General features: G+C 61.5%; 19 protein-coding genes. 11 read left to right on the plus strand and 8 right to left on the minus strand.

All coding sequences use genetic code 11. The features are described 5' to 3' along the window. Positions 1-8 precede the first annotated feature (8 nt). From QB905_RS11720 to QB905_RS11730, 3 genes are all read right to left on the minus strand, one after another. Positions 9-302: a hypothetical protein gene (locus QB905_RS11720; protein WP_282975206.1), complete on the minus strand. Its 294-nt coding sequence runs from the start codon at positions 300-302 to the stop codon at positions 9-11. 402 nt (positions 303-704) lie between these two features. Further along, a complete protein-coding gene (locus QB905_RS11725; protein WP_282975207.1) occupies positions 705-1,754 on the minus strand; it encodes a 1,9-bis(guanidino)-5-aza-nonane synthase in 1,050 nt (349 codons plus the stop codon). A gap of 197 nt (positions 1,755-1,951) precedes the next feature. Beyond that, positions 1,952-3,226: a type III PLP-dependent enzyme gene (locus QB905_RS11730; RefSeq protein ID WP_282975208.1), complete on the minus strand. Its 1,275-nt coding sequence runs from the start codon at positions 3,224-3,226 to the stop codon at positions 1,952-1,954. 434 nt (positions 3,227-3,660) lie between these two features. Between QB905_RS11730 and QB905_RS11735 the strand changes: the two genes are divergently transcribed. Next, positions 3,661-4,743 carry a PhnD/SsuA/transferrin family substrate-binding protein gene (locus tag QB905_RS11735; protein ID WP_282975209.1) on the plus strand — a complete coding sequence of 361 codons (1,083 nt, stop codon included), beginning with the start codon at positions 3,661-3,663 and terminating at the stop codon, positions 4,741-4,743. Between the two features lie 12 nt (positions 4,744-4,755). Here the strand turns inward: QB905_RS11735 and QB905_RS11740 are convergent, their stop codons facing one another. Next, complete coding sequence (locus QB905_RS11740; protein WP_282975210.1) at positions 4,756-5,829, minus strand: glycosyltransferase family 4 protein; 1,074 nt, start codon at positions 5,827-5,829, stop codon at positions 4,756-4,758. Positions 5,830-6,125: 296 nt separating this feature from the next. Between QB905_RS11740 and QB905_RS11745 the strand changes: the two genes are divergently transcribed. The 4 genes from QB905_RS11745 to QB905_RS11760 all read left to right on the plus strand — a co-directional run bounded on the left by QB905_RS11745 (position 6,126) and on the right by QB905_RS11760 (position 9,789). Further along, positions 6,126-6,797, plus strand: a complete 672-nt coding sequence (locus QB905_RS11745) for a TetR/AcrR family transcriptional regulator (protein ID WP_282975629.1) — start codon at positions 6,126-6,128, stop codon at positions 6,795-6,797. A gap of 58 nt (positions 6,798-6,855) precedes the next feature. Beyond that, complete coding sequence (locus tag QB905_RS11750) at positions 6,856-7,239, plus strand: GxxExxY protein (protein WP_282975211.1); 384 nt, start codon at positions 6,856-6,858, stop codon at positions 7,237-7,239. Positions 7,240-7,285: 46 nt separating this feature from the next. Further along, positions 7,286-7,663 (plus strand): aspartate 1-decarboxylase, encoded by a 378-nt coding sequence (gene panD, locus QB905_RS11755; protein ID WP_282975212.1) that lies wholly within the window; start codon positions 7,286-7,288, stop codon positions 7,661-7,663. 239 nt (positions 7,664-7,902) lie between these two features. Beyond that, complete coding sequence (locus QB905_RS11760) at positions 7,903-9,789, plus strand: ribonucleoside-diphosphate reductase subunit alpha (protein WP_282975213.1); 1,887 nt, start codon at positions 7,903-7,905, stop codon at positions 9,787-9,789. A gap of 95 nt (positions 9,790-9,884) precedes the next feature. Here the strand turns inward: QB905_RS11760 and QB905_RS11765 are convergent, their stop codons facing one another. The 3 genes from QB905_RS11765 to QB905_RS11775 are packed head-to-tail and all read right to left on the minus strand — an operon-like array spanning position 9,885 to position 13,329. Beyond that, positions 9,885-11,825, minus strand: a complete 1,941-nt coding sequence (locus QB905_RS11765; RefSeq protein ID WP_461781786.1) for a potassium transporter Kup — start codon at positions 11,823-11,825, stop codon at positions 9,885-9,887. An 8-nt stretch (positions 11,826-11,833) separates the two neighbouring features. Then, positions 11,834-12,370, minus strand: coding sequence for a potassium-transporting ATPase subunit C (locus tag QB905_RS11770; protein ID WP_282975214.1), 537 nt, complete (start codon positions 12,368-12,370; stop codon positions 11,834-11,836). Next, positions 12,367-13,329, minus strand: a complete 963-nt coding sequence (locus tag QB905_RS11775; protein ID WP_282975215.1) for a potassium-transporting ATPase subunit KdpA — start codon at positions 13,327-13,329, stop codon at positions 12,367-12,369. Before QB905_RS11775 ends, QB905_RS11770 begins: the two co-directional genes overlap by 4 nt. 318 nt (positions 13,330-13,647) lie before the next feature. On the opposite strand from QB905_RS11775, the gene kdpF reads away from it, so the two are divergent. Genes kdpF through QB905_RS11805 form a run of 6 tightly spaced genes read left to right on the plus strand, consistent with a single transcriptional unit; the run spans position 13,648 to position 21,618 of the window. After that, positions 13,648-13,740: a K(+)-transporting ATPase subunit F gene (gene kdpF, locus QB905_RS11780; RefSeq protein WP_282975216.1), complete on the plus strand. Its 93-nt coding sequence runs from the start codon at positions 13,648-13,650 to the stop codon at positions 13,738-13,740. Positions 13,741-13,759: 19 nt separating this feature from the next. Next, positions 13,760-15,520: a potassium-transporting ATPase subunit KdpA gene (kdpA, locus tag QB905_RS11785; protein ID WP_282975217.1), complete on the plus strand. Its 1,761-nt coding sequence runs from the start codon at positions 13,760-13,762 to the stop codon at positions 15,518-15,520. A 4-nt stretch (positions 15,521-15,524) separates the two neighbouring features. Continuing rightward, positions 15,525-17,624 (plus strand): potassium-transporting ATPase subunit KdpB, encoded by a 2,100-nt coding sequence (gene kdpB / locus QB905_RS11790; protein WP_282975218.1) that lies wholly within the window; start codon positions 15,525-15,527, stop codon positions 17,622-17,624. A gap of 13 nt (positions 17,625-17,637) precedes the next feature. Beyond that, positions 17,638-18,225, plus strand: coding sequence for a potassium-transporting ATPase subunit KdpC (gene kdpC / locus QB905_RS11795; protein WP_282975219.1), 588 nt, complete (start codon positions 17,638-17,640; stop codon positions 18,223-18,225). Further along, complete coding sequence (locus QB905_RS11800) at positions 18,222-20,927, plus strand: sensor histidine kinase KdpD (RefSeq protein ID WP_282975220.1); 2,706 nt, start codon at positions 18,222-18,224, stop codon at positions 20,925-20,927. The genes kdpC and QB905_RS11800 overlap by 4 nt, the downstream gene beginning before the upstream one ends. A gap of 4 nt (positions 20,928-20,931) precedes the next feature. Continuing rightward, positions 20,932-21,618, plus strand: a complete 687-nt coding sequence (locus QB905_RS11805) for a response regulator (RefSeq protein WP_282975221.1) — start codon at positions 20,932-20,934, stop codon at positions 21,616-21,618. Positions 21,619-21,641: 23 nt separating this feature from the next. On the opposite strand, the gene QB905_RS11810 is transcribed toward QB905_RS11805, so the two are convergent. Then, entirely contained in the window at positions 21,642-22,664 is a 1,023-nt protein-coding gene (locus QB905_RS11810; protein WP_282975222.1) for a type II secretion system F family protein, read from the minus strand. Positions 22,665-22,666 lie beyond the last annotated feature (2 nt).

Here is a 22,666-nt window from a genome sequence, read left to right on the forward strand (position 1 = left end):
CCTTCGGTTCAGACGACAATGTTCAGATAGGAGCCAGGGCGTCTGAGCGCTGTGTCCGCCGGGTTTTGCGCAGGAGAAGGCGGCGCGGCGGGTGATGTGGCTCTGGCGATGTCGGCAGCCCTGAAGGTGGGCGGCGTAATGGCTGGCGCAGCGGGTGCCGTCACCTGCTGGAAGAAGGCTTTCTGGGCCGACAGGGCGCTGGTAAAGCCCGCGCCACTGTTCGCCGGACGCGCCGCAGGACGAGGGGCGGGGGCTTGCGGATTCAGCATCTGCGACAGGGAGGGCGGGATAGGTGTGGCCATAGCTGATCCTATACGGAATCAGGTATTTAAATGGTTAACACGCATTAAGGCTGATGGAAAATTCGGCGCAGACACTCTGAAAAAGACCCTGATGGGGTGCAATGGTCTCCGCTGTTTTGCTTAAAACGCAAAACCTTAGCGAGACCCTGATGGGGCGCAATTGTCTCCAAAAACGCAAAACGGAGACCATTGGGGGGCAATGGTCTCCGTCGCATACCGCCGGTTTCGAGGGGGGGGATGATCCCGGCGGCTAAGTCGGGTTTCAGCAGCAAAATCAGCCGGTGAAACCGTTGTGACCCCTACCTAATACTTTATGCGGAAAATGGAAGACCGCAGTGCAACAAATATCTCCTTTTTTGTGAGAAATTTGCCTAAATTCACATGGAAGTGAACATGAGTCCCTTATTGAAACAGTTTGGCCCAACGCGGCTTGGTGCGCGATTTCCATGCGCCGCGATGATAGGCGTCCGAACCGATCAAAGGCACAACGGTGGTGGCTTCGGCAAACACCATCTGCTCATAGGTGGTGTTGACCTTGCCCCACGAAGCGGCTTCCTGAAGGGTGGATGACGAACAGGCGCCGTCCCGCACATCGGCCACCGTGATCTGCACAGCGTATTTGTGCATGTCGGCTTCGACGCCGAGGATTTCAGCGCAGACAACCGTATCCTGCGCGAAGTTCTTCGGCACGCCACCGCCGACCATGAACAGGCCGGTGGTGCCCGCTGCGATCTTGATGTCGGTCAGTTCGCGGAAATCGGCCACGGCGTCGATCATCATATAGGGTTGCTTGGCGGCGGCGCGTTCCTTCTGGTGCTTGACCAGACCGAAACCGGCCGAGGAATCGACAAAGGCCGGGCAGAAGATCGGCACGCCCTCTTCATAGGCGGTCTGGATCAGCGAGCCGGGCTTCTTGGCATTGCCTTCGGAGAGCCACTTGCCCATTTCCCAGATGAATTCGCGCGAGGAATAGCCGCGCGGCTCCAGACGGTTGGCGATCTCAAGAATGGTGTGGTCGCAGGTTTGCAGTTCTTCTTCGTCGATATAGGTGTCGTAGATGCGGTCGATATAGTTTTCGCGCAGCACATTGTCATCGACCGGGCCCGCGGCCTGATAGTGCTTGAAGCCGAGCGCTTCGAAGAAGTCCATATCGACGATCGACGCGCCGGTGGCCACAACAGCATCGACCATGCCAAACTTCACCATGTCGCGGTAAACGTGCATACAGCCGCCCGCCGAGGTGGAGCCAGCCAGAATCAGCCAGGGCGAACAGGCCTTGTCTTCCAGCGCCATATTGAAAATATCGGCGGCGCGCGCCGTGTCGCGGCTGGAAAAGCTCATCTTGCGCATGGCGTCGATGACCGGACGCGCATCATAGGCGGTGATGTCAACGTGCTCGACGGTGTTTTGCAGCAGTTCAGCTTTGCGATTATTGGGGGTATCAGCGTTCATCTCGTTTTCCTTTGAGACAGGAGTGAAGGTGGACGCCCGTCATTGACCCTTGTTTGACACCTCATATGGCATGAGGTTCGTCCCCCCAGACGGTGCGATGGGGCGGGTATAGCCGACAACTGTGTCAGTCTTATGCGCGGCCCTATACGCGATAGGGCCGCCTTTGGCAATTCAAGCTTTAGGGTGCCTGTTACCTGTTACCTGGCCCTGACGATCCGCTTCTTGCCGCGCTTGCCGCCCTTGGGACGGTTGAGCCGCACCACCTTATTGTCGTCGATGTCAAAGGCCGAGCGCGGATTATTGATCGAGCGCGGGCCTAAGCCAAACAGCGAGGCCATCGGCGCGTCATCGAGGAAGACGGTGTCGGTTTCGCCATAGCCATTGAAGCGCGTGCCCATGGTGACGCCATAAGCGCCGAGCATACCGATTTCGATATAGTCGCCTTCATTGACATCGGCGGGCAGCCAGAAGGGCCCCGGCATGGAATCGATGGAATCACAGGTCGGGCCATAGAAGCGGAACGGTTTCAGGGTTTCCGACTCGATCTCGTCATCCTGTCTGTGCAAACGCACCGGGAACGGCCATTTGGCGTGGGTGGCGTCGAACAGATTGCCGTAGGAGCCGTCATTGAGATAGAGGGCATCGCCCTTGCGCAGCTCAACGCGGGTCAGAACCGAGGTCGATTCCGCCACCAGAGCACGGCCCGGTTCGGCCCAGAGCTGCGTCTCCTCATGCACCTTCATTTCATTGAAGGCGCGGTCGATGACATCCATATATTCGGAAAGGGCCGGCGGGATCATGCCCGGATAGACCGACGGGAAGCCGCCGCCGACATCGACCACATCGGCGAAGACACCGGCGCGTACCAGAGCGCGCGAGGCCGACAGCATGGCCGCGGCGTAAGATGTGGGGCGCATACATTGCGAGCCGACATGGAACGACACGCCCATCAGATCCTGCGTGGCCTGACGCGCCGCCAGCAACAGCGACGGGGCTTCGTGGGCCTGGGCGCCGAACTTGTTGGTCAGCGGCAGATTGGCGCCTTCGCCCGACGTGGCCAGACGCACGATCAGGTTCAGATCGCGCGCGCCGCCGGTGGAGTCGAGAATTTTGTGCAATTCTTCGTGGGTGTCGAGCGAGAAGGTGCGCACACCATAGTCAGAATAGGCGCGCGCAATGGCGCTGCGGCTCTTGACCGGGTGCATGAAGGCCAGACGCGCTTCCGGCAGAACCGAACGCACCAGCTCCACCTCATTGAGGGAAGCGACGTCGAACGAACGCACACCCGCCGCCCACAGGGTTTCCAGCACCCATGCGGAGGGGTTGGCCTTGACGGCGTAGAAGACATTGCCCTTGAAATTGGCCTGAAACCATTGCGCGGCAACTGTGACCGGCGCACGTCGCACGAGGGCGACGGGGCGTTCCGGAGGCTGCTTGCGGACCAGGTCCAGGGCTGATTGGTAGTGATCCACCAGACATCCCTTGCTTGTTTAAAGGTCGCCTGTGCTTCGGAAAATGTGAAGCATATGCGGCCAAAAATACCCAGGCCGGCGTTAGCAGTGGGGGTTGGAACCTTAAGGGTCCGCCGGAACAGGCTGGTATAGGGATTTTTCACTGCATGTAAAGCCTTTTTTCGCTAGAGCAACGAGCGTTTCATTTGACTTACAAATTGAATGCGAGATGCGGAAAAACGTAAAATGTAGAGCGGGTTGCCTGCCTTTGACCGATTCAATCAGAATGCAAACCGCTCTAACAACGCCTTGTGGCGCGTGCCTTTCGGCTGGCTGTGGCCGCGCCGTAAAATCGCGGGGCCGGGGCTTGAAAGACGGTTGCCAGAACCGTGGATTCGTTCTTATGAATACATGTGGTTCAATACGAGTCGGGTTCTTGTCTCTGGAGGCGGAAAGTGCGCAAGCCTGACGGGGCGGCTGACAGGACGAAGGCGAAAGCGAAGATCGGGCTGGCGCTGCTGGCCCTCGTGGCGCTGGTGGTGACCGGCTGCGGTCGTGCGCCGACCGGCGACACCCGCCCGCGTACAGAGATTGGCTTTGCCGTGCGCGCCGATGCGCCAGCGCAGGCCCGCTGGCAGCCTCTGTTCGATGATATGGCGCGCCAGACCGGGCTGAAGATCAGACCGGTCTATGCCGCTTCCGATGCCGCCCTGGTGGCGGCCTTGCGTGACAACAGGGTGCAGGCGGGCTGGTTTTCCAATGCAGCGGGGCTGGCGGCCATGCGCCACGCACACGGTGAAGTGTTTGCCCACACCACCTATCCCGATGGTACGGACAGCGATTACAGCCTGATTATCGTGGGCAGGGATTCAAAACTCAAAACCATCAATGATCTGCTGAAGTGCGATAAGAGGCTGAAATTTGGCGTCGATTATGGCGCTTCGGCGGGAATGTCGGGGGCGGATATGGCGGCGCGTGTCTATCTGTTCCTGCCGCATCATTTTACGCCGGAAACCTGTTTCAAAACCGTGCGGCCCGATAGCCCGCAAGCCAATATAGAGGCCGTGGCGTCAGGCAGGCTCGACGCTGCCATCAGCCACGCCACCGCCCTGACCGCGCTCAGCGCCACGCCGCAGGGCCATGTCGAGCTGGAGCGCATCAAAACCCTGTGGGTGTCGCCGCCGCTCCTCATGGACGTGCTGGAATACCGCACCGATCTCGATCCGGCGACGCGCGAAAAACTGCGCTCCTTCTTTCTCTCCTATGGCACGGCGACGGGCGCAGACGGTGAGCGTCAGCGCGCCGTTTTGAACGGGCTGGTCTGGGGGCCGTTGCAACCCGACGACGATTCGCACTTTCTGCCGCAGCGCCGCCTGGAAGCCTTGCTGGCTATCGACAAGGCGCAGGCCCGGCATGACGACAAGGCGCTGAAGGCGGCGCAGGCGCAACTGGCGGACATTGAAAAGGAACAGGCCGATCAGGCGGACAGCGGCGCACCTCAGGCATCGGTCGATGGATCTGTTGAGGCGCGGCCCTGATCCGCCCGCCCATCAGGCCGGTTCACGGCGCTTGCGGCGGTGGATCTGGCGCAGGCGGTTCCAGAATTTCGCCCGCGCCGGTTCGGGATAGGGTTCGAGATTGCGAATGAATTCCGCCGCGCATTCCGGCCAGGTGAATTTTTCGGCATAGGCGCGCACCGCCTTGCGGTCGATTGTCAGGGCCTCGCTAATGGCCACGGCGAGGTCTTCGTTGATCGCGCCCGCACCGGAGCCGGGGATCAGGTCGATCGGGCCGTGCGCCGGGAAGGCGGCCACCGGCGTGCCGGCCGCCATCGCCTCGGTGATCACCAGCCCGAAGGTATCGGTCAGGGACGGGAAGACGAACACATCCGAATCGGCATAGGAGCGCGCCAGTTCATCGCCGAAACGCGGGCCGGTGAAAACCACATCGGGATATTTAAGCTTCAGCTCTTCAAGCTGCGGCCCCTTGCCGACAATGACCTTGGTGCCGGGCAGGCCTTCGAGCCTGAGGAAGGCTTCGATATTTTTCTCCACCGCCACACGGCCGATATAGGTCATGATCGGACGCGGCAGATCGCCGAAGATCGGTTCCAGGCCGGGGCGGAAGGTTTCGGTATCGACGCCGCGCGTCCACGGCGAAATATTCTTGAAACCGCGCGCCTCCAGATCCTTTTGCAGGGTGGGCGTGGCCACCATCACCCGTCCCGAAGGCTTGTGGAACCAGCGCATGAAGGCATAGCCGACGCTGACCGGAATGGGCAGGCGCGCCGAGACATATTCAGGGAACTTGGTGTGATAGCTGGTGGTGAAGGGCAGTTTCCATTCCAGGCAGACGCGCCGCGCCGCCATGCCGACAAAGCCTTCGGTGGCGATATGGATGGCATCGGGCGCGTAATCGAGGATGATTTCGCGCACCTCCTCGTAGCAGCCGAGCGCCAGCTTGACCTCAGGATAGTCGGGCCATGAAACGGTCTTGAACTGGTTATAATCGACGATCTTGAATTCGTGGCCGAGCTTTTCGCATTCCTCGATCGTCTTGCGCAGGGTCGTCACCACGCCATTGACCTGAGGTTCCCATGCGTCGGTTGCCAGCAAGATGCGCAAAATGGTTGTCCTTCATAGTTGCCCTCTTCTCCATGCCGAACTCGGCGCGGCTTGGCAAGCTTAAGCCGCACCGGCATTTTTTTGACACATGTGTCGCTTTGTGCATCGCACAAGATATAAAAACCCTGTAAATAGCGGTTTCGCGGATGCGCTTGCGACTTGCGTAAAGCGAAAAATGTCTTATTTTTAAAAGCGAAAGACGATTTGGCGTAACGCATGTTCGGTAATGTGCGCCGCGCCCGGAAAGAAGCGGAATGAACGAAGACAGCAAAAGCGCTCCGTCTGCGCCACCGAAGATGTTGCAGGTGCGCAGTAAGGCTGGCAAGAGCCGCGAGCCCTCGTCGCGCGATGGCGGGGCCAAGGACACGCCCAAATCGCGCCGCACCCGCGTGCAGATTTTAGAAACCGCCATGCGCCTGTTCGCCGAACTGGGCTATGACCGGGCGGGCAATGCCGCCATCGCCGAGGCCTGCGGCCTGACGCGCGGGGCCATGCTCTATCACTTTCCGACGCGCGAAGCCCTGATCGAGGCGGCGGCCTGGCATATTCAGGCGGCGCGCGAAGCCGCCTTCGAGATCGAGGCGGGCAAGCTGAAGCCGGGTCAGGACGCGCTCGACGGCGCGATTGACGCCTACTGGCAGCTCTTAAGCTCCGTGCCGTTCGCCGCCTTTCTGGCGCTGGAACGCGCTGGTCGTCAGGATGCCGAAGTGGCCAGGGCCATCGCCCCGGCGCAGGAAGCCTTCGACAAGGGCGCGATGGGCCGCGCTACGCCGGGTTTCATCATGGCCGGTAATGACCCGCGCTTTCAGGTCAGCCGCGACCTGGCCCGCTTCGCGCTTGATGGTATGCACCGCTCGGCCATCACCTATGATCATGATGCGCGCGTCGAACATATGCTGAGCGTCATCAAACGCGCCGTTCACATGCTCAACCGCAAGGGCGATGTGACGGACCTGTGGAGCGAATGATTGGCAAGGCCGTGATTTAAGGTTATGGAACCACGGAAAACACGGAAAGCACGGACGTATGGATAAAGGCCATCTGCTTTATGAGGCGGAGACGTTTGCGATCCGTGGCGCTGTCTTCGAAGTGTCCAGGGAAATGGGTATTGGCTTTCTGGAGTCGGTGTATCAGAACTGCTTGCAGCGCGAGTTCGTATTACGGAACATCCCTGCCATTTCCCAGCCAAGTTTGACCCTTATGTACAAGGGTGAGTTTTTGCCTCCTTGCTTCCAACCCGATTTTGTCTGCTATGACAAGATCATCGTTGAGCTTAAGGCGGTGCGCGCTATTGATGATGCACATCGCGCACAAACGGTCAACTATCTTCGTGCGACAGGATACAAGCTCGCCCTTCTCGTCAATTTCGGTGCGCACCCCAAAGCTCAGGTCGAGCGCATCGCGCTTTGATCCGTGCTTTCCGTGTTTTCCGTGGTTCACTATTCTTCAGGCTCCCATGCGTAATCTTCTCCGCTCCAAAATTCACAACGCCTATGTCACCGAAGCCAATCTGGCCTATATCGGTTCGATCACCATCGACGAAGACCTGATGGAGGCGGTAGACCTGTGGGAGGGCGAGCGCGTGCTGGTGGTGTCCAACACGTCGGGCGCGCGGTTAGAAACCTATGTCATTACCGGCGAACGCGGTTCGGGCAAGATCGCCATGAACGGCGCCGCCGCCCATCTGATCGCGGAATCGGAGCAGATCATCATCATGGGCTTTGAGCTGACGGATAAGCCGATTATCCCCAGTGTCGTGCTCGTTGACCGCCACAATAAACTTGACCGCTATTTAAGCGAAACGCCCGACACGATTCTTTCACAGAAATCGTGATTAAGGCGAAAAAGTGTTAAAGGCGCGCAAGCCCTTGAGAGGCTTGGCAAAAGCCAAAAATTAACCTGTCGTTTACGAAAAATCTTCACCACAAGGGCCTTCAGCCCATTGACGAAATTCGGTGCTTATGTCCCCATATATCGACGGACGGGGCGGGTTACACACCAGATATAGTGTTAACGCGATTTGTACGGAGCGGGCGCCACGGGCGCGCATTTCAGGTATCAGGGTGATTTTCTATGTCTTCGAGTGAAGCGGCCAAACGCGAAACTTCCGTCTCCTTTAAGGCGAATACGGCTAAGGCGAAGATGGCTGTGCGGCCCAAGGCGCGCCCCGAACTGGTGCTGAGCCGCCAGATTGTTACCGATCCGTCACGCGACGCCCTGCTGACCGACTTCGGCAAGACCACGCTCGACGACCGCTATCTGATGCCCGGCGAAACCTATCAGGACATGTTTGCCCGCGTCGCCAATACCTTTGCCGACGATGCCGACCACGCCCAGCGCATCTATGACTATATCTCGAAGCTGTGGTTCATGCCGTCCACGCCGGTGCTGTCAAATGGCGGCGCGGCGCGCGGCCTGCCGATCTCGTGCTTCCTCAATGCCGTGCCCGATAATCTCGAAGGCATTGTCTCGACCTGGAATGAAAACGTGGCCCTGGCCAGCAATGGCGGCGGCATCGGCACCTATTGGGGCGGCGTGCGCTCCATCGGCGAAAAGGTCAAGGGGGCGGGCCAGACCTCCGGCATCATCCCCTTCATCCGCGTGATGGATTCGCTGACGCTTGCCATTTCGCAAGGCTCCTTGCGCCGTGGTTCGGCCGCCGTCTATATCGACATCTTCCACCCGGAAATCGAGGAATTCCTCGAAATCCGCAAATCTTCGGGCGACTTCAACCGTAAATCGCTCAATCTGCACCACGGTATCGGCGTCACCGACGAATTCATGGAGGCCGTGCGCGATGGCACGCCGTTCGGCCTGCGTTCGCCCAAGAACAACGAAGTCCTGCGCTATGTCGATGCGCGTTCGCTGTGGCAGAAGATCCTCGAAATCCGCCTGCAAACCGGCGAGCCCTATCTGATCTTCTCCGATACGGTCAATCGCTCCATGCCTTTGCATCAGCGCGAACTGGGCCTGAAGGTGCGCCAGTCGAACCTGTGCTCGGAAATCATGCTGCATACCGGCCCCGATCACCTTGGCCGCGACCGCACCGCCGTGTGCTGCCTGTCGTCGGTCAATGCCGAAACCTTCCTCGAATGGCGCGACCAGCCGGGCTTTATCGAGGACGTGATGCGCTTCCTCGATAATGTGCTGGAAGACTTCATCCAGCAGGCTCCCGGTTCGATGGACGCCGCCGTCTATTCGGCCAAACGCGAACGCTCGGTAGGCTTAGGCCTGATGGGCTTCCACTCCTTCCTGCAAAGTCAGGGCGTGGCGTTTGAATCGGCGATGGCCAAGTCGTGGAATATGCGCCTGTTCAAGCATCTGCGCCGCGAGGCCGACAAGGCTTCGGTCAAGCTGGCCGAGGAACGCGGGCCCTGCGAAGATGCCGCCGAGCGCGGCGTGATGGAACGCTTCTCGCACAAGCTGGCCGTGGCCCCCACCGCCTCGATCTCGATCATCTGCGGCGGCACCTCGGCGGGTATCGAGCCGATCCCGGCCAATATCTACACCCACAAGACCCTGTCCGGGTCGTTTGCGGTCAAGAACCCCTATCTGGTGGCGCTTCTGGAAGAAAAAGGCCAGAACACATCGGAAATCTGGGATTCCATCGTCGAAAACGAAGGCTCGATCCAGCATCTCGACTTTCTGTCCGAGCATGAAAAGGACGTGTTCAAGACGGCGTTTGAAATCGACCAGCGCTGGGTGGTCGAACTGGCCGCCGACCGCACGCCGGAAATCTGCCAGTCGCAGTCGCTCAACATCTTTCTGCCCGGCGATGTCAATAAGTGGGACCTGCACATGCTGCACTGGACGGCGTGGGAGCAGGGGCTGAAATCGCTCTATTATATGCGCTCTAAGTCGGTGCAGCGCGCTGCCCATGCCGGTTCCGAAACCAAGGAAGCGGTCGAAAAGATGGACATGCCGAAGACGGATTACGAGGAATGCCTCGCCTGTCAGTGACCAGGCGCCGTGCATTTTTGTAAACCCAAAAAAAAGCTAAGGCTACCAGTAACTCACTGGCAGCCTTAGCTTTTTTATATATCAGGGCCACGGCCTCAAATGGTCATCTGCGTGCCCAGCTCGACCACGCGCCCCGGCGGGATATGGAAGAAGTCGGTCGGGTTGGTGGCGTTCTTCATCAGGAAGATGAACAGCCTGTCCTGCCACAAGGGCAGGCCGGAATTGTTCGATGGCACGACATTGCGTTTGCCGAGGAAGAAGCTGGTGGCCATGATGTCGAACTTCAGCCCCTGTTTGCGGCACAGGCCAAGGGCGCGCGGCAGGTTGGGGCTTTCCATGAAGCCGTAGCGCACGGTTACTTTTTTGAAGTCGTCATTCAGCACCTCGATGGCGATGCGTTCGTCTTCGCTGACGCGCGGCGCATGGGTCGTTACCACGCTTAATATGATGTTCTTCTCGTGCAGCACCTTGTTGTGCTTGAGATTGTGCATCAGGGCGACCGGAGCGGCGTCAGAATCGGAGGTCAGGAAGATAGCGGTGCCGGCGGCGCGGTGCGGCGGGCGCTTTTTCAACATCTCGATCAGATCGGTCAGCGATATGGCATCGCGGCGCGCTTTTTCGCTCAGCAGGCGTGTGCCGGTCGTCCAGGTGGTCATGATCAGGATCATCGCCCCGCCAAAGGCCAGAGGCAGCCAGGCACCGGTGAAGAACTTGGTCAGGTTGGAGGCCATGAAGATGGCCTCGATGGCACCCAGCGGCACCAGCAGGATCAGGGTGCGTGTACGCGACCAGCCCCATGTCTTGCGGATCACCACCCAGGCCATGACGGTGGAAATAAACATGGTGCCGGTGACCGCGATGCCATAGGCCGAGGTCAGGGCGTCGGAGCTGCGGAAGGCGACAATCAGCATCAGCACGCCGATCATCAGCAAGGTATTGACCTGCGGCACAAAGATCTGGCCGGCCTGGGTTTCCGAGGTGCGCCGGATGTCGATGCGCGGCAGAAGGCCGAGCTGCACGGCCTGCTGGGTCATCGAATAGGCACCTGAAATCACCGCCTGCGAGGCGATCACGGTCGCCATAGCGGCCAGAACCAGCATCGGCCAGTACATCAGATCGGGGATCATGCGCCAGAACGGATTGCCCATCGCGCTGGGGTCGATCAGGCACAGGGCGCCCTGACCGAGATAGTTGAGCATCAGGGCCGGAAAGACAACGGCCAGCCAGGCCGCGCCGATCGGGTTGCGGCCGAAATGGCCCATATCGGCATAAAGCGCCTCGGCTCCGGTCACCACCAGAAACACCGAGCCCAGGATAATGAAGCCGGTAAAACCGTTGGAAATCAGGAAACTGACGCCATAGACGGGATTGAGCGCCAGCAGCACGTCGGGGCGTTCGACGATATAGCGTATGCCGATGCCGCCGATGACGAGGAACCAGATCAGGGTGATGGGCCCGAAGAAGCGCGACACTTTTTCGGTGCCCTTGGACTGGACAAGGAACAAAACGACCAGAATGACGATGGAAACCGGCACGACCAGATGATCGAGGCTGTGGCCGACATTGGGCGCGTCCTTGAAGCCTTCGATGGCCGACATGACCGACAAGGCCGGGGTGATCAGGCTGTCGCCGTAGAAGAGCGCCGCGCCGCAGATGCCGAGGAAAAAGATCATGGGCGAGTAACGGCCCAGCGCATTTTGCGCCAGCGCCATCAGGGCCAGGGTGCCGCCTTCGCCCTTATTGTCGGCGCGCATCAGGAAGATGACGTATTTGATGGTCACCAATAGCAGCAAGGCCCAGAAGATCAGCGAGATCACCCCGAAAATGGCCAGATGATTGCCAACATCGCCGCGCGTGTGGCGCAGGGCCTCGCGCATGGCATAGAGCGGCGAGGTGCCGATGTCGCCGAACACCACGCCGAGCGCGCCCATCGTCAGCAGCCAGAAGCTGTCGCGGCCATGACCGTGGGCAGCAGGGGCGGCGGGTGCCTGCGACGTTTCGGCGGTGACTATTGCGCTTTGTGAAGACGTGTCCATAAGGAACCTCATGCCAGCCTGTGGTCGAGACGCAGATTGACGATCAGAAGATTGACCGACGGTACGCCACGAAGGCTGAAGGTGGGATTAAAGGTGGAGGCCCGGATGGCCGCTTCGATGACGCTGAGCGGAACGCCTCTGGCGCGGGCGATGCGCGGTGCCTGAAAGTCGGCGGCGGCGCGGCTGATGACGGGATCGAGACGGCTCGGGGTGAAGCGGGCCAGTTCAGCGGGTACGCCGGGGCCAAGCCGGGTTTGCCATGATTGCAGTTCGCGGCGGCAGGCTTCGCTGGCATTACCGGCGCAGGCCGGATCGTAAAGCGGGCCCCAGATATAGGCGGGATCGCCCTGATGCCGGGTGGTGAAGACCGAGGCCAGCGGCGTGCCGTGAGTGGCAGGCACGGTCAGATCGCGCATCTGCTGGTCAAAACCATTGCGCACCGCCGCCTGCTCAAGCGCGGGCAGAAGGACGCCGCCCAGCAGCAGCCCGCCGATCAGCAGGGCCAGAGGCGCACGCACCGGCGTAAAAAGGGCCGGATACCTCATGACGAAGCTCCGGACGCCAGAACGCGCCGCACGCCGGGCGAGGCAGCCAGGGCCAGGGCCGGAATGGCCAGCCAGAAGTGGATGAAGAGTTGCGCCAGCGCCGCCAGCCAGGGCAGGGCGAGGAAGACCGGCATCTGGGGCATAGCCGCCTGCTGCGCCGCCAGTGTGAGCGCGAGGCTGCCGGCGCAGATCAGAAAGCCGAAGACGCGCTTTCGGCTTATATGGGCGTACAGCCCAAAAAGACTAGCCGGGGCGATCAGGTTGACAAAACCGATCACGGCGTCGCCGCGCGCCGCATGTAAGATTTGGGCTGTCGCCAGATCGACACCCGGATTTCCGCTGCCTTGCCAGCCATCGAGGCAGGCGGCGACGCCACTTGTCGCCGTCAGCCCCAGATGCAGGCAGGCCAGAGGCGTCAGGATGCAGATGAGCGCCCGGATCAGATCGCTCCAGTAATTGCCAACCTCGCCATTGGGGCTGCACAGGGCGCGGATCGTGACGGCGCACAGGGCCAGGGTGGCGGCGGATCCGACAAAGGCGGCGCCGCGTGACAGGTCGCCTGAAAGGAGGTCGCCTGAAAGCAGGCCGCCAGAGAGGAGGCCGGACGGATCGCCTGCCACGGCCCGCGCTGCCAGGGCGAAGGCGTTGGCCGCGTCATGGCCGTCCGCCGCCAGAGCGGCATAGACGAGGACGAACAGCAGGCAGGAAAAGCTGAGGGCCGCCAGCGCGGCCTGGCTCCAGCTCATCCGGGTCTGGGCCTGCGGGCCCACGAGTCGCTGCAACAGACGCACGGGCATATCGAGAACTGGACTGAGCAGGGTTTCCCGGCCGGTAAAGACCCTGGCCATATAGGCGCCCGACAACCAGGCCGCCAGCAGCGCTATGGTGAAGCTGAGCAGCCAGGCACAGGGTTGAGCGACAATCGATGTGAGAAACGCAAACGGAAACGGCGACAACATGGGCCAGAACTGGATGTTTCGGCGCACCGAAAAGGCGGACGCGCGAGCTGATCCGCGCCTCATAATTCAAATCGCGTATAGGCGGCGTATAGATATGCCGGAAGCCTGTATAATTTCTGTATAGAGGCGCGCCGTCTATACGAAACCTATATGCACCGGGTGCGCCTTTATATGCCGCCTATACCGGAATGGCGCTAGATGAGGTGGCCTCACCCGGAGGCTCGTCATGCTGTTTGTCTTCCTTATTCTGGGGCTCGGTTTCTTTGCCCTGTCGGCCCTGCTGGTGCGTCTGTGCCAGCGTCTGCTGGAGGGCGGTTCATGAGCGCCCTGATTCTTGTGGGCGGCGTCATCGTCGCCGGTCTGTTCGGCTATCTGCTGGTCGCTTTGATCAAGCCCGAACTCTTTCCCTGATCTGACACAAGAGGCCGTCATGTTTTCGTTCATTCCCGCCGCAGGCTGGTTGCAGCTTGCGCTCTATATGGTCGTGCTGATCGGCGCGTCGATCCCGCTCGGCCGCTTCATGGCGCGCGTGCTGAAGGGCGAGCGCACCTTCCTGTCGCCCGTTGTCGCGCCCGTCGAGCGCCTGATCTACAAAGCGTGCGGCATCGATCCTCAAGCTGACATGCGCTGGCAGGACTATGCCGCCGCCATGCTGGTCTTTTCTGTCGTCAGCTTTGTGGTTCTGTTCCTGATGCTGCTGGGCCAGGGCGTGCTGCCACTCAATCCGCAGCATCTGCCGGGCCTGTCCGCCGATCTGTCCTTCAATACGGCGGCCAGTTTCGTCACCAACACCAACTGGCAGGCCTATGGCGGCGAAACCACTATGAGCTATTTCAGCCAGATGGTGGGTTTGACCGTGCAGAACTTCGTCACCCCCGCCGTCGGGCTGGCGGTGATGGCCGCCATGATCCGCGGTCTGGCGCGTAAAGAAAGCACGGGCCTCGGCAATTTCTGGGCCGATATGGTGCGCGCCACCCTCTATATCCTTTTGCCGATGTCGTTCGTTCTGGCGCTGATTTTGGGCGCGCAGGGCGTGGTGCAGACCTTTCATCCTTACGTTACCGCGCATGGCCTGCAAGGCGTTGATCAGGTGATCGCGCTGGGGCCGGTTGCCTCGCAAGAGGCAATCAAGATGCTGGGCACGAATGGCGGCGGCTTCTTCAACGTCAATTCGGCCCATCCGTTTGAGAACCCGAACCCTCTGACCAACTTCCTTGAGCTGTTGTCGATCCTGCTGATCCCGGCCGCCTGTTGCGAAACCTTCGGCGTCATGGTCGGCGACAAACGGCAGGGCCGCGCCATCCTGACCGCCATGACGGTGATCTTCGTGCCGCTGATGCTGATGTGCGTCATCGCCGAGCAATCGGGCAATCCGCATTTCACGGCGCTGGGTGTCGATCAGATCGCCAGCCATTTGCAGAGCGGCGGCAATATGGCCACCGCCGCGCAAAGCGGCGGCAATATGGAAGGCAAGGAGACGCGCTTCGGCATCGTCAATTCCGCCCTGTGGGCTTCGGCCACCACGGCGGCGTCGAACGGTTCTGTCAATGCCATGCACGACAGCTTCACGCCGCTGGGCGGGCTGATCCCCCTATTGTTGATGAAGTTTGGTGAAATCATCTATGGCGGCGTCGGTTGCGGGCTTTACGGCATGTTGATCTTCGTTCTGCTCAGCGTCTTCATCGCCGGTCTGATGGTGGGGCGCACGCCGGAATATCTCGGCAAGAAGATCCAGAGCTTCGAGATCAAGATGGCCTCGCTGGTCATGCTGATCCCCGGCATACTGGTGCTGGTGGCCACTGCCATCGCCGTGATGACGAAGGCCGGGCAGGCGGGCATTTTCAATCCCGGCGCGCAGGGGTTCTCGGAAATCCTCTACGCCGTCACCTCGGCCAGCAATAATAACGGCTCGGCTTTTGCGGGCCTCAGCGCCAATACGCCGTTTTACAATACGCTGCTTGGCATCTGTATGCTGGTCTCGCGCTTCTGGGTGATCGTGCCGGTACTGGCCATCGCCGGATCGCTGGCGGCCAAGAAGCGCGTGCCGGAATCGGCGGGTACGCTGCCGACCCATACGCCTCTGTTCGTGGCCGTCGTGGTCGGGGTAATCCTGCTGATCGGCGTCCTGACCTATGCCCCGACGCTTGCGCTCGGCCCCGTGGTCGAACATTTCCATATGATTGAGGGATAGGACAATGACATCCCAGTTCAAAAAGAGCGGCCTCTTTGAGGGTGCCGACATCGGCTCGGTGCTGAAACAGACCGTGCTGCGCCTCAACCCCGTCTATCAGTTGCGCAACCCGGTCATGTTCCTGGTGTTCGCAGGTTCGGTCGTCACGACGCTGATCTTCGTCGCCATGCTGGTCATGCCTCATGCGCCGAGCGTCAGGGCGCTGGCGGGTGGGCAGGGCGCGGTCTTCGTCGGCCTCGTCGCCTTCTGGCTGTGGTTCACGCTTTTGTTCGCTAATTTCGCCGAGGCCATCGCCGAGGGCAAGGGCAAGGCGCAGGCCGATTCGCTCAAGAAAGCCCGCCGCGATGTCAGCGCCAAAAAGCTGGCCAAAAGCGCCGACCGCAAGAAGTTCCAGACCGTGCCCGCCAATGGCTTACGCAAGGGCGATCTGGTGGTGATCGAAGCGGGCGATTTTGTCCCCACCGACGGTCAGGTGATCGAGGGCATCGCTTCGGTCGATGAAAGCGCCGTCACGGGCGAGTCCGCGCCGGTGATCCGCGAATCGGGCGGCGACCGCGACGCGGTGACCGGCGGTACGCGCGTCTTGTCCGACTGGCTGGTGGTGCGCGTCACCTCCGATCCGGGCGAAAGTTTCCTCGACCGTATGATCGGTCTGGTCGAAAGCGCCAAGCGCCAGAAGACGCCCAATGAAATCGCCCTGTCGATCCTGCTGGCGGCCCTGACCATCATCTTCCTGCTGGTGTGCGTAACCCTGCTGCCCTATTCGTGGTTCAGCGTGGCGCATACGGGTGCCGGAACCGTCATCTCGGTGACGGTGCTGATCGCCCTGCTGGTCTGCCTGATCCCCACCACCATCGGCGGCCTTTTGTCAGCCATCGGCATTTCCGGGATGCAGCGCCTGATCCGCGCCAATGTCATCGCCACCTCCGGGCGCGCGGTCGAGGCGGCGGGCGATGTCAATGTGCTGCTGCTTGACAAGACCGGCACCATCACCTTCGGCAATCGTCAGGCGGTGGAGTTCCTGCCTGCGCCCGGCGTCTCCGAGCAACAACTGGCCGAGGCGGCAGAGCTGTCGTCTCTGGCCGACGAGACGCCGGAAGGCCGCTCCATCGTCGTGCTGGCGCGGCAGAGGTTCAGCCTGCCTGAGCGGCGGGCGAGCGACATCGACGCCGACTTCATCCCGTTCAGCGCCGAACAGCGCGTATCGGGCGTGGTGGTGGCCGACCGCCACATCATGAAGGGCGCGGGCGACGCCATCGCCAGACTGATCGCGCTCAAGGGCGGCGCTATCCCCGCCGAGGTCAATGGCGATATTGAGCGCATCGCGCGTTCCGGCGGCACGCCGCTGCTGGTATCGGAAAACAGCCTCGCGCTCGGCGTTGTCTATCTGAAGGACATCGTCAAGCCGGACATCAAGGCGCGTCTGGCCGAGCTGCGCCGCATGGGCATCAAGAGCATCATGATCACCGGCGACAACCCGCTGACCGCCGCCGCCATCGCCTCCGAAGCCGGGGTGGACGATTTCCTGGCTCAGGCGACGCCGGAGACGAAGCTTGCCTATATCCGCAAGATGCAGGAAGGCGGTGAACTGGTGGCGATGGTCGGCGACGGCACGAACGACGCGCCCGCTTTGGCGCAGTCGGACGTGGCCGTGGCGATGAATTCCGGCACCCAGGCCGCCAAGGAGGCGGGCAATATGGTCGATCTCGATTCCGATCCGACCAAGCTGATCGAGATTGTCGAGATCGGCAAACAGCTCCTGATGACGCGCGGTGCCCTGACCACCTTCTCGATCGCCAATGATCTGGCCAAGTATTTCGCTATTATTCCGGCGGCCTTCGCCGCGACCTATCCGGCACTTGGCGCGCTGAACCTGATGGGCCTGACCAGTCCGCAAAGCGCCATCCTGTCGGCGGTCATCTTCAATGCCCTGATCATCATCGCCCTCATCCCGCTGGCGCTGAAGGGCGTCAAATACCGCCCGGCCTCCGCCGCCAGCCTGTTGTCGCGCAATATGCTGATCTATGGGCTGGGCGGGCTTGTCGCGCCCTTTATCGGCATCAAGCTGATCGATATGGCGGTCACCGCCATCGGTCTGGCGTAAAAGGAATCGCATCATGAACGCCTATCTTTCCGCTTTACGTCCCGCCATCGTCTCCACAGCCCTGCTCACCGTCCTTTTGGGCGGTGTCTATCCGGCGGTCACCACGGCGGTTCTGCACTTGAGCTTTCACAAGCAGGCCGAGGGCAGCCTGATCCGCAGCCCGGCGGGCCGGATCGTCGGTTCAGAACGGATTGGTCAGAACTTCGACCAGCCGCGCTATCTGTGGGGCCGTCTGTCGGCGACCGGGCCCACGCCCTATAATGCCGGAGCCTCGTCCGGTTCGAATTTCGGTGTCAATAATCCGGCCCTGCTGGCGGCGGCGGAAGCGCGCATCAAGGCGCTGAAGGCTGGCGATCCGGGTAATAAGGCATTGATTCCCGTCGATCTGGTCACGGCGTCCGGCTCCGGCCTCGACCCGGAGATCAGCCCCGCCGCCGCCCAATATCAGGTCGGGCGCATCGCCAAAGCGCGCGCCATCAGCCCCGATGTGGTGCGCGCCGCCATCGCAAAATCGACCAAGGGGCGCACCTTCGGGATTCTGGGCGAACCGCGCGTCAATGTGCTAGAGGTCAATTTAAGACTGGATGGCCTTTTGACGTGAATAGCGATACCCGACCCGATCCCGATAAGCTGCTCGCCCTCGTCCGCAAGGACGGGGGCGAAGACGCGCCCGGAACCACCAGACGCGGTCGCCTGAAGATCTTCTTTGGCGCCTCGGCGGGGGTGGGCAAGACCTATGCCATGCTGTCCGAGGCGCGCGCCCGTAGCCGCGAAGGCCGTGATGTGGTGATCGGCGTGGTCGAGACGCATGGCCGCAGCGAAACGGCCAGCCTGACCGAAGATATGGAGCTTGTGCCGCGTAAAGCCATCGATCATCGCGGCGTCGCCATGACCGAGTTCGATCTCGATGCCGCATTGGCGCGCAAGCCTTCGCTGATCCTGATCGACGAATTCGCGCACAGCAATGCGCCGGGATCGCGCCATCCCAAGCGCTGGCAGGATGTCGAGGAACTGCTCGACAATGGGGTTGATGTCTATACCACGCTCAATGTCCAGCACCTCGAAAGCGTCAATGATCAGGTGGCGCGCCTGACCGGCGTGTGGGTGCGCGAAACCGTGCCCGACCGCGTGTTCGACGCCGCCGACGAGATTGCGCTGATCGACATTCCGTCCGATGAGCTGCTGCGCCGTCTGGCCGACGGCAAGGTCTATGTCGCCGAGGGGGCCAGTCGCCGCGCCGCTGAAAACTTCTTTAAAAAAAGCAATCTGCTGGCCCTGCGCGAACTGGCGCTGCGCCGCACCGCCGAGCGCGTCGATGCCCAGAGCGACGAACTGAGCGCGGCGCTGGGGCGCGATGAGCCGCAACTGGGCCAGAAGATCATGGCGCTGATCGGCCCTGATCCCTTATCGATGCGGTTGATCCGCCACGCCGCGCGCATGGCCAAGGGGATGCGCGCGCCTCTGTGCGCCGTTTATCTGCAAGGCGAGCGGCACGAGCGGCTGGATGAGCGGGCGCGCGACCGCGTTGAGCAGTATCTGCGTCTGGCCGAACATATGGGCGCGCGCATTGTGCGGCTGTCCGGCGCGCATCCGGCGCGCGACATCCTGGCCTATGCCCGCCAGACCGGCTTTACCCGCATCGTGGTTGGCCACCGCAAACCGCCTTTGTGGGCCTTTTGGCGTCCGTCATTCGCGCAGCAACTGATCGCAGGCGGCGAGGGGCTGGAGATTGCCGTCCTGCATGGCGACCGCGGTCCGGCGCGCCGGGAAGCGGCCTCAACGGAGCGCGCGCCGGGGCGTTTGTGGCTGCGGCCCTTTCTGGCCCAGCCGCTCGACTATGCGCTGGCAGCGGGCGGCGTGGCCCTGTGCACCGGGCTCGGCCTGCCGTTCCGTGATCATACGCCCTCGACCAATCTGGCCATGATCTATCTGACCGGCGTGGTGGTGATCGCCGCACGCCTTGGTCTGGGGCCGTCGGTGCTGGCCTCGCTGCTCAGCGTGCCGGCGTTCAACTTCTTCTTCACCCAGCCCTATTACAGCTTCAATTTTTACGACACCTATTATTACATAACCCTGGCCTTCATGCTGGTGACCTCTTTGCTGGTCGGTTCGCTGACGGCGCGCCTGTCGCTCAATGTGCAGCAGGTCAGCGACCGCGAACGCGAGACGCAAGGGCTGTATGATCTGTCGCGCGCCCTGTCGGCCGAACGCGGCGTGGAGCGCATTTGCGAGGTCGCGGTGGCGCATCTGACCGAGCCCTATGATCTGAGCGTGACGGTTTTCGTGCGCAATGGCCCGAATCTGCGGCCTTTTCCGGCCAGCGCGCTCAGCGACGACATGAAGGAGATGAGCGCGGTCAACTGGGTGGCGGCCAATGGCCAGATGGCCGGGCGTGACACCGACACCCTGCCGTCGGCGGTCGGGCTGTACCTGCCGCTCAGCGCCGAGGGCGAAACCATCGGGGTGCTGGGCCTGATTCCCAATGACGGCGCGCGCCCGTTTCGCGGCCCGGAAATCCTGCAATTCGGCACGGCGGCGGGCCTGATCGCCGGGGCTCTGCAACGGGCACGGCGCTCCGACGAGGCGGCGCAGTCCCGCGTCGAATCGGAAAATGAGCGGCTGCGCAATGTGCTGTTGTCGTCCTTGTCGCACGATCTGCGCACGCCGCTGACCGTGATGAACAATTCGGTCAGCACGCTTGTGCGGATGCGCAAGGATCTGCCGCGCAAGGCGATGGACGAGCTGACCAGCCTGTGGAGCCAACTGACGCGCTTGCAGAAATTCGTCAGCAACCTGCTCAGCATGGCGGCGATCACCTCCGGCCAGATGCAGTTCAACTTCCAGCCCTACACGATTCAGGAAATCATCGGTGCGGCTTTGTCTCACACCGAGGCCGGGCGCGAACAGCGCACTGTGCGCACCCAGATGACCGGCGTGCTGCCGCTGGTGCGCATCGATGGCGCCCTGATCGAGCAGGTTCTGGTTAATCTGATCGAAAACGCCTATCAGCATACGGCCAGTGACGGCGACATCCTGATCCAGGCCGAGCCGGAGGCCGACCGTGTGCGGGTCAGGGTTTCCGACAATGGCGGCGGTCTGAAGCCGGGCGACGAAGCGCAGATATTCGAGCAGTTCCAAACCGGCCAGACCGTGACCTCAGACCGATCCGGAAAAGGCTCCGGTCTGGGGCTGGCCATCTGCCGCGGTGTAATCCGTGCCCACGGCGGCGTCATCTATGCCCGCAACAACCGTGCCCCGCGCTCTGGCGCCAGTTTTATTTTCACCCTGCCTGTGGCTGAATGAGCAAATGAACGAACCCCTGATCCTGTGTATCGAGGACGATGCCGACATCCGCCGCTTTCTGAAATCCACACTGGCCGCCAATGCCATGCAGACTCTGGAGGCGGCGACCGCGAAGGAGGGGTTGCAACTGGCGTCCAGCCGCAGCCCCGACATCATCCTGCTCGATCTCGGCCTGCCCGATATGGACGGCATGGACCTTATCCGCCGATTGCGCGAATGGGGCACCACGCCGATTGTGGTGCTGTCGGCGCGCGACCGCGAGCGCGACAAGGTGGCGGCGCTCGAACTGGGGGCCGATGATTATCTGACCAAGCCCTTTTCCGCCGCCGAGCTGATCGCGCGCATCCGCGTGGCGCAGCGCCATGCCGGACGGCAGATCAGCGAAGCCGCCTTTGTTTTTGATCGCGGCGGCCTCTTCATCGACAATGCGGCGCGGTGCGTGCGGGTCGATGGCGCCGAGATTCGTCTGACGCCCATCGAATACAAGCTTTTGCTGACCTTGGCGCGCCACGCCGATAAGGTGTTGCCGCACTCGACCCTGCTGGCCGAGGTGTGGGGCAGGCACGGGCAGGACACCCAGACCTATCTGCGCATCCACACCCAGCACCTGCGCGAAAAACTGAAGGACGATCCGCTCAAGCCGCGCTTCATCTTTACCGAACCGGGTATAGGTTACCGGTTACGCGCCTGACTGTGTAAATTTGCTTTTGGCCGCTATTTCTTGTCGGTCGGTTTGACATTGATGATCGGCGTCGAGGAATCGTGCTTCTGCATGGCGGTGATGCGCAGAACGACCGGGCCCAGAATGACGACGAACAGCACGGGCAGGAAGAAGACGATCATCGGCACGGTGAGCTGGGCGGGCAGGGCGGCGGCCTTTTTCTCAGCGGCCGAAAGCCGCAGCTCGCGATTTTCCTTGGCCATGACACGCAAGGCCGTGCCGAGTGGCGTGCCGTATTTTTCCGCCTGAATCATAGCGGTACATACTGCCTTGATGCCGGGATGGTTGGTGCGGATCGCCAGCCCTTCATAAGCCTGGCGGCGTTCGGCCAGATAGGACAGTTCGGCCACCAGCAAAGACAGCTCCTCGGCCAGCGCGATCGACTCCCCGCCAATTTCGCCGGACACGCGATGCAGGGCGGTTTCGATCGACATGCCCGCTTCGACCGAGATCAGCATCAGGTCGAGCGCATCGGGAAAGGCGGCCACAATCGATTGGCGGCGCTTGGCGGCGCGGTTGGAAATATACATGTTGGGCGCGTAATAGCCCAGCACCAGACCGCCCACCGTGACCAGCAGCTTCATTTGCAGGCTGAGGTGACCGACATCCAGAACAAAAACATAAAAGGCAGCGACGGCAGCCAGCACGAGCGGCATGGCGAAGCGAAAGAAGTAGAAGGTGGAAACGGGCTTGGGGCCGCGAAGACCCGCCATAGCCAGTTTCTGCACAACCTTGGGGTCTTCGAGCAGGGTCTTGAGGTTCAGTTTTTCGACCAGGGCGCGGTAGGGGCTGGTATCGGTGCGGCGCAGGCCCCCGCCCGCGTCTTTCGCCACGCTCTGGCGCGAGATGCGGCGCAGTTCTTCGCGCCGCTGCGCCACGGCCTTCATCCGTTTGCTGAGTTGCTCGCCCGACACCATGTTCTGGCCGAGCGTTAGCACGGTGAAGAAGACCAGCACCGCCACGATGATGGCGGCCATATTGCCGGGATTCATGATAAAGGCGGCGAAGGCTTCCATGC

Origin of the sequence: Asticcacaulis sp. EMRT-3 (assembly GCF_030027245.1) — a bacterium.
GTDB lineage: Bacteria > Pseudomonadota > Alphaproteobacteria > Caulobacterales > Caulobacteraceae > Asticcacaulis.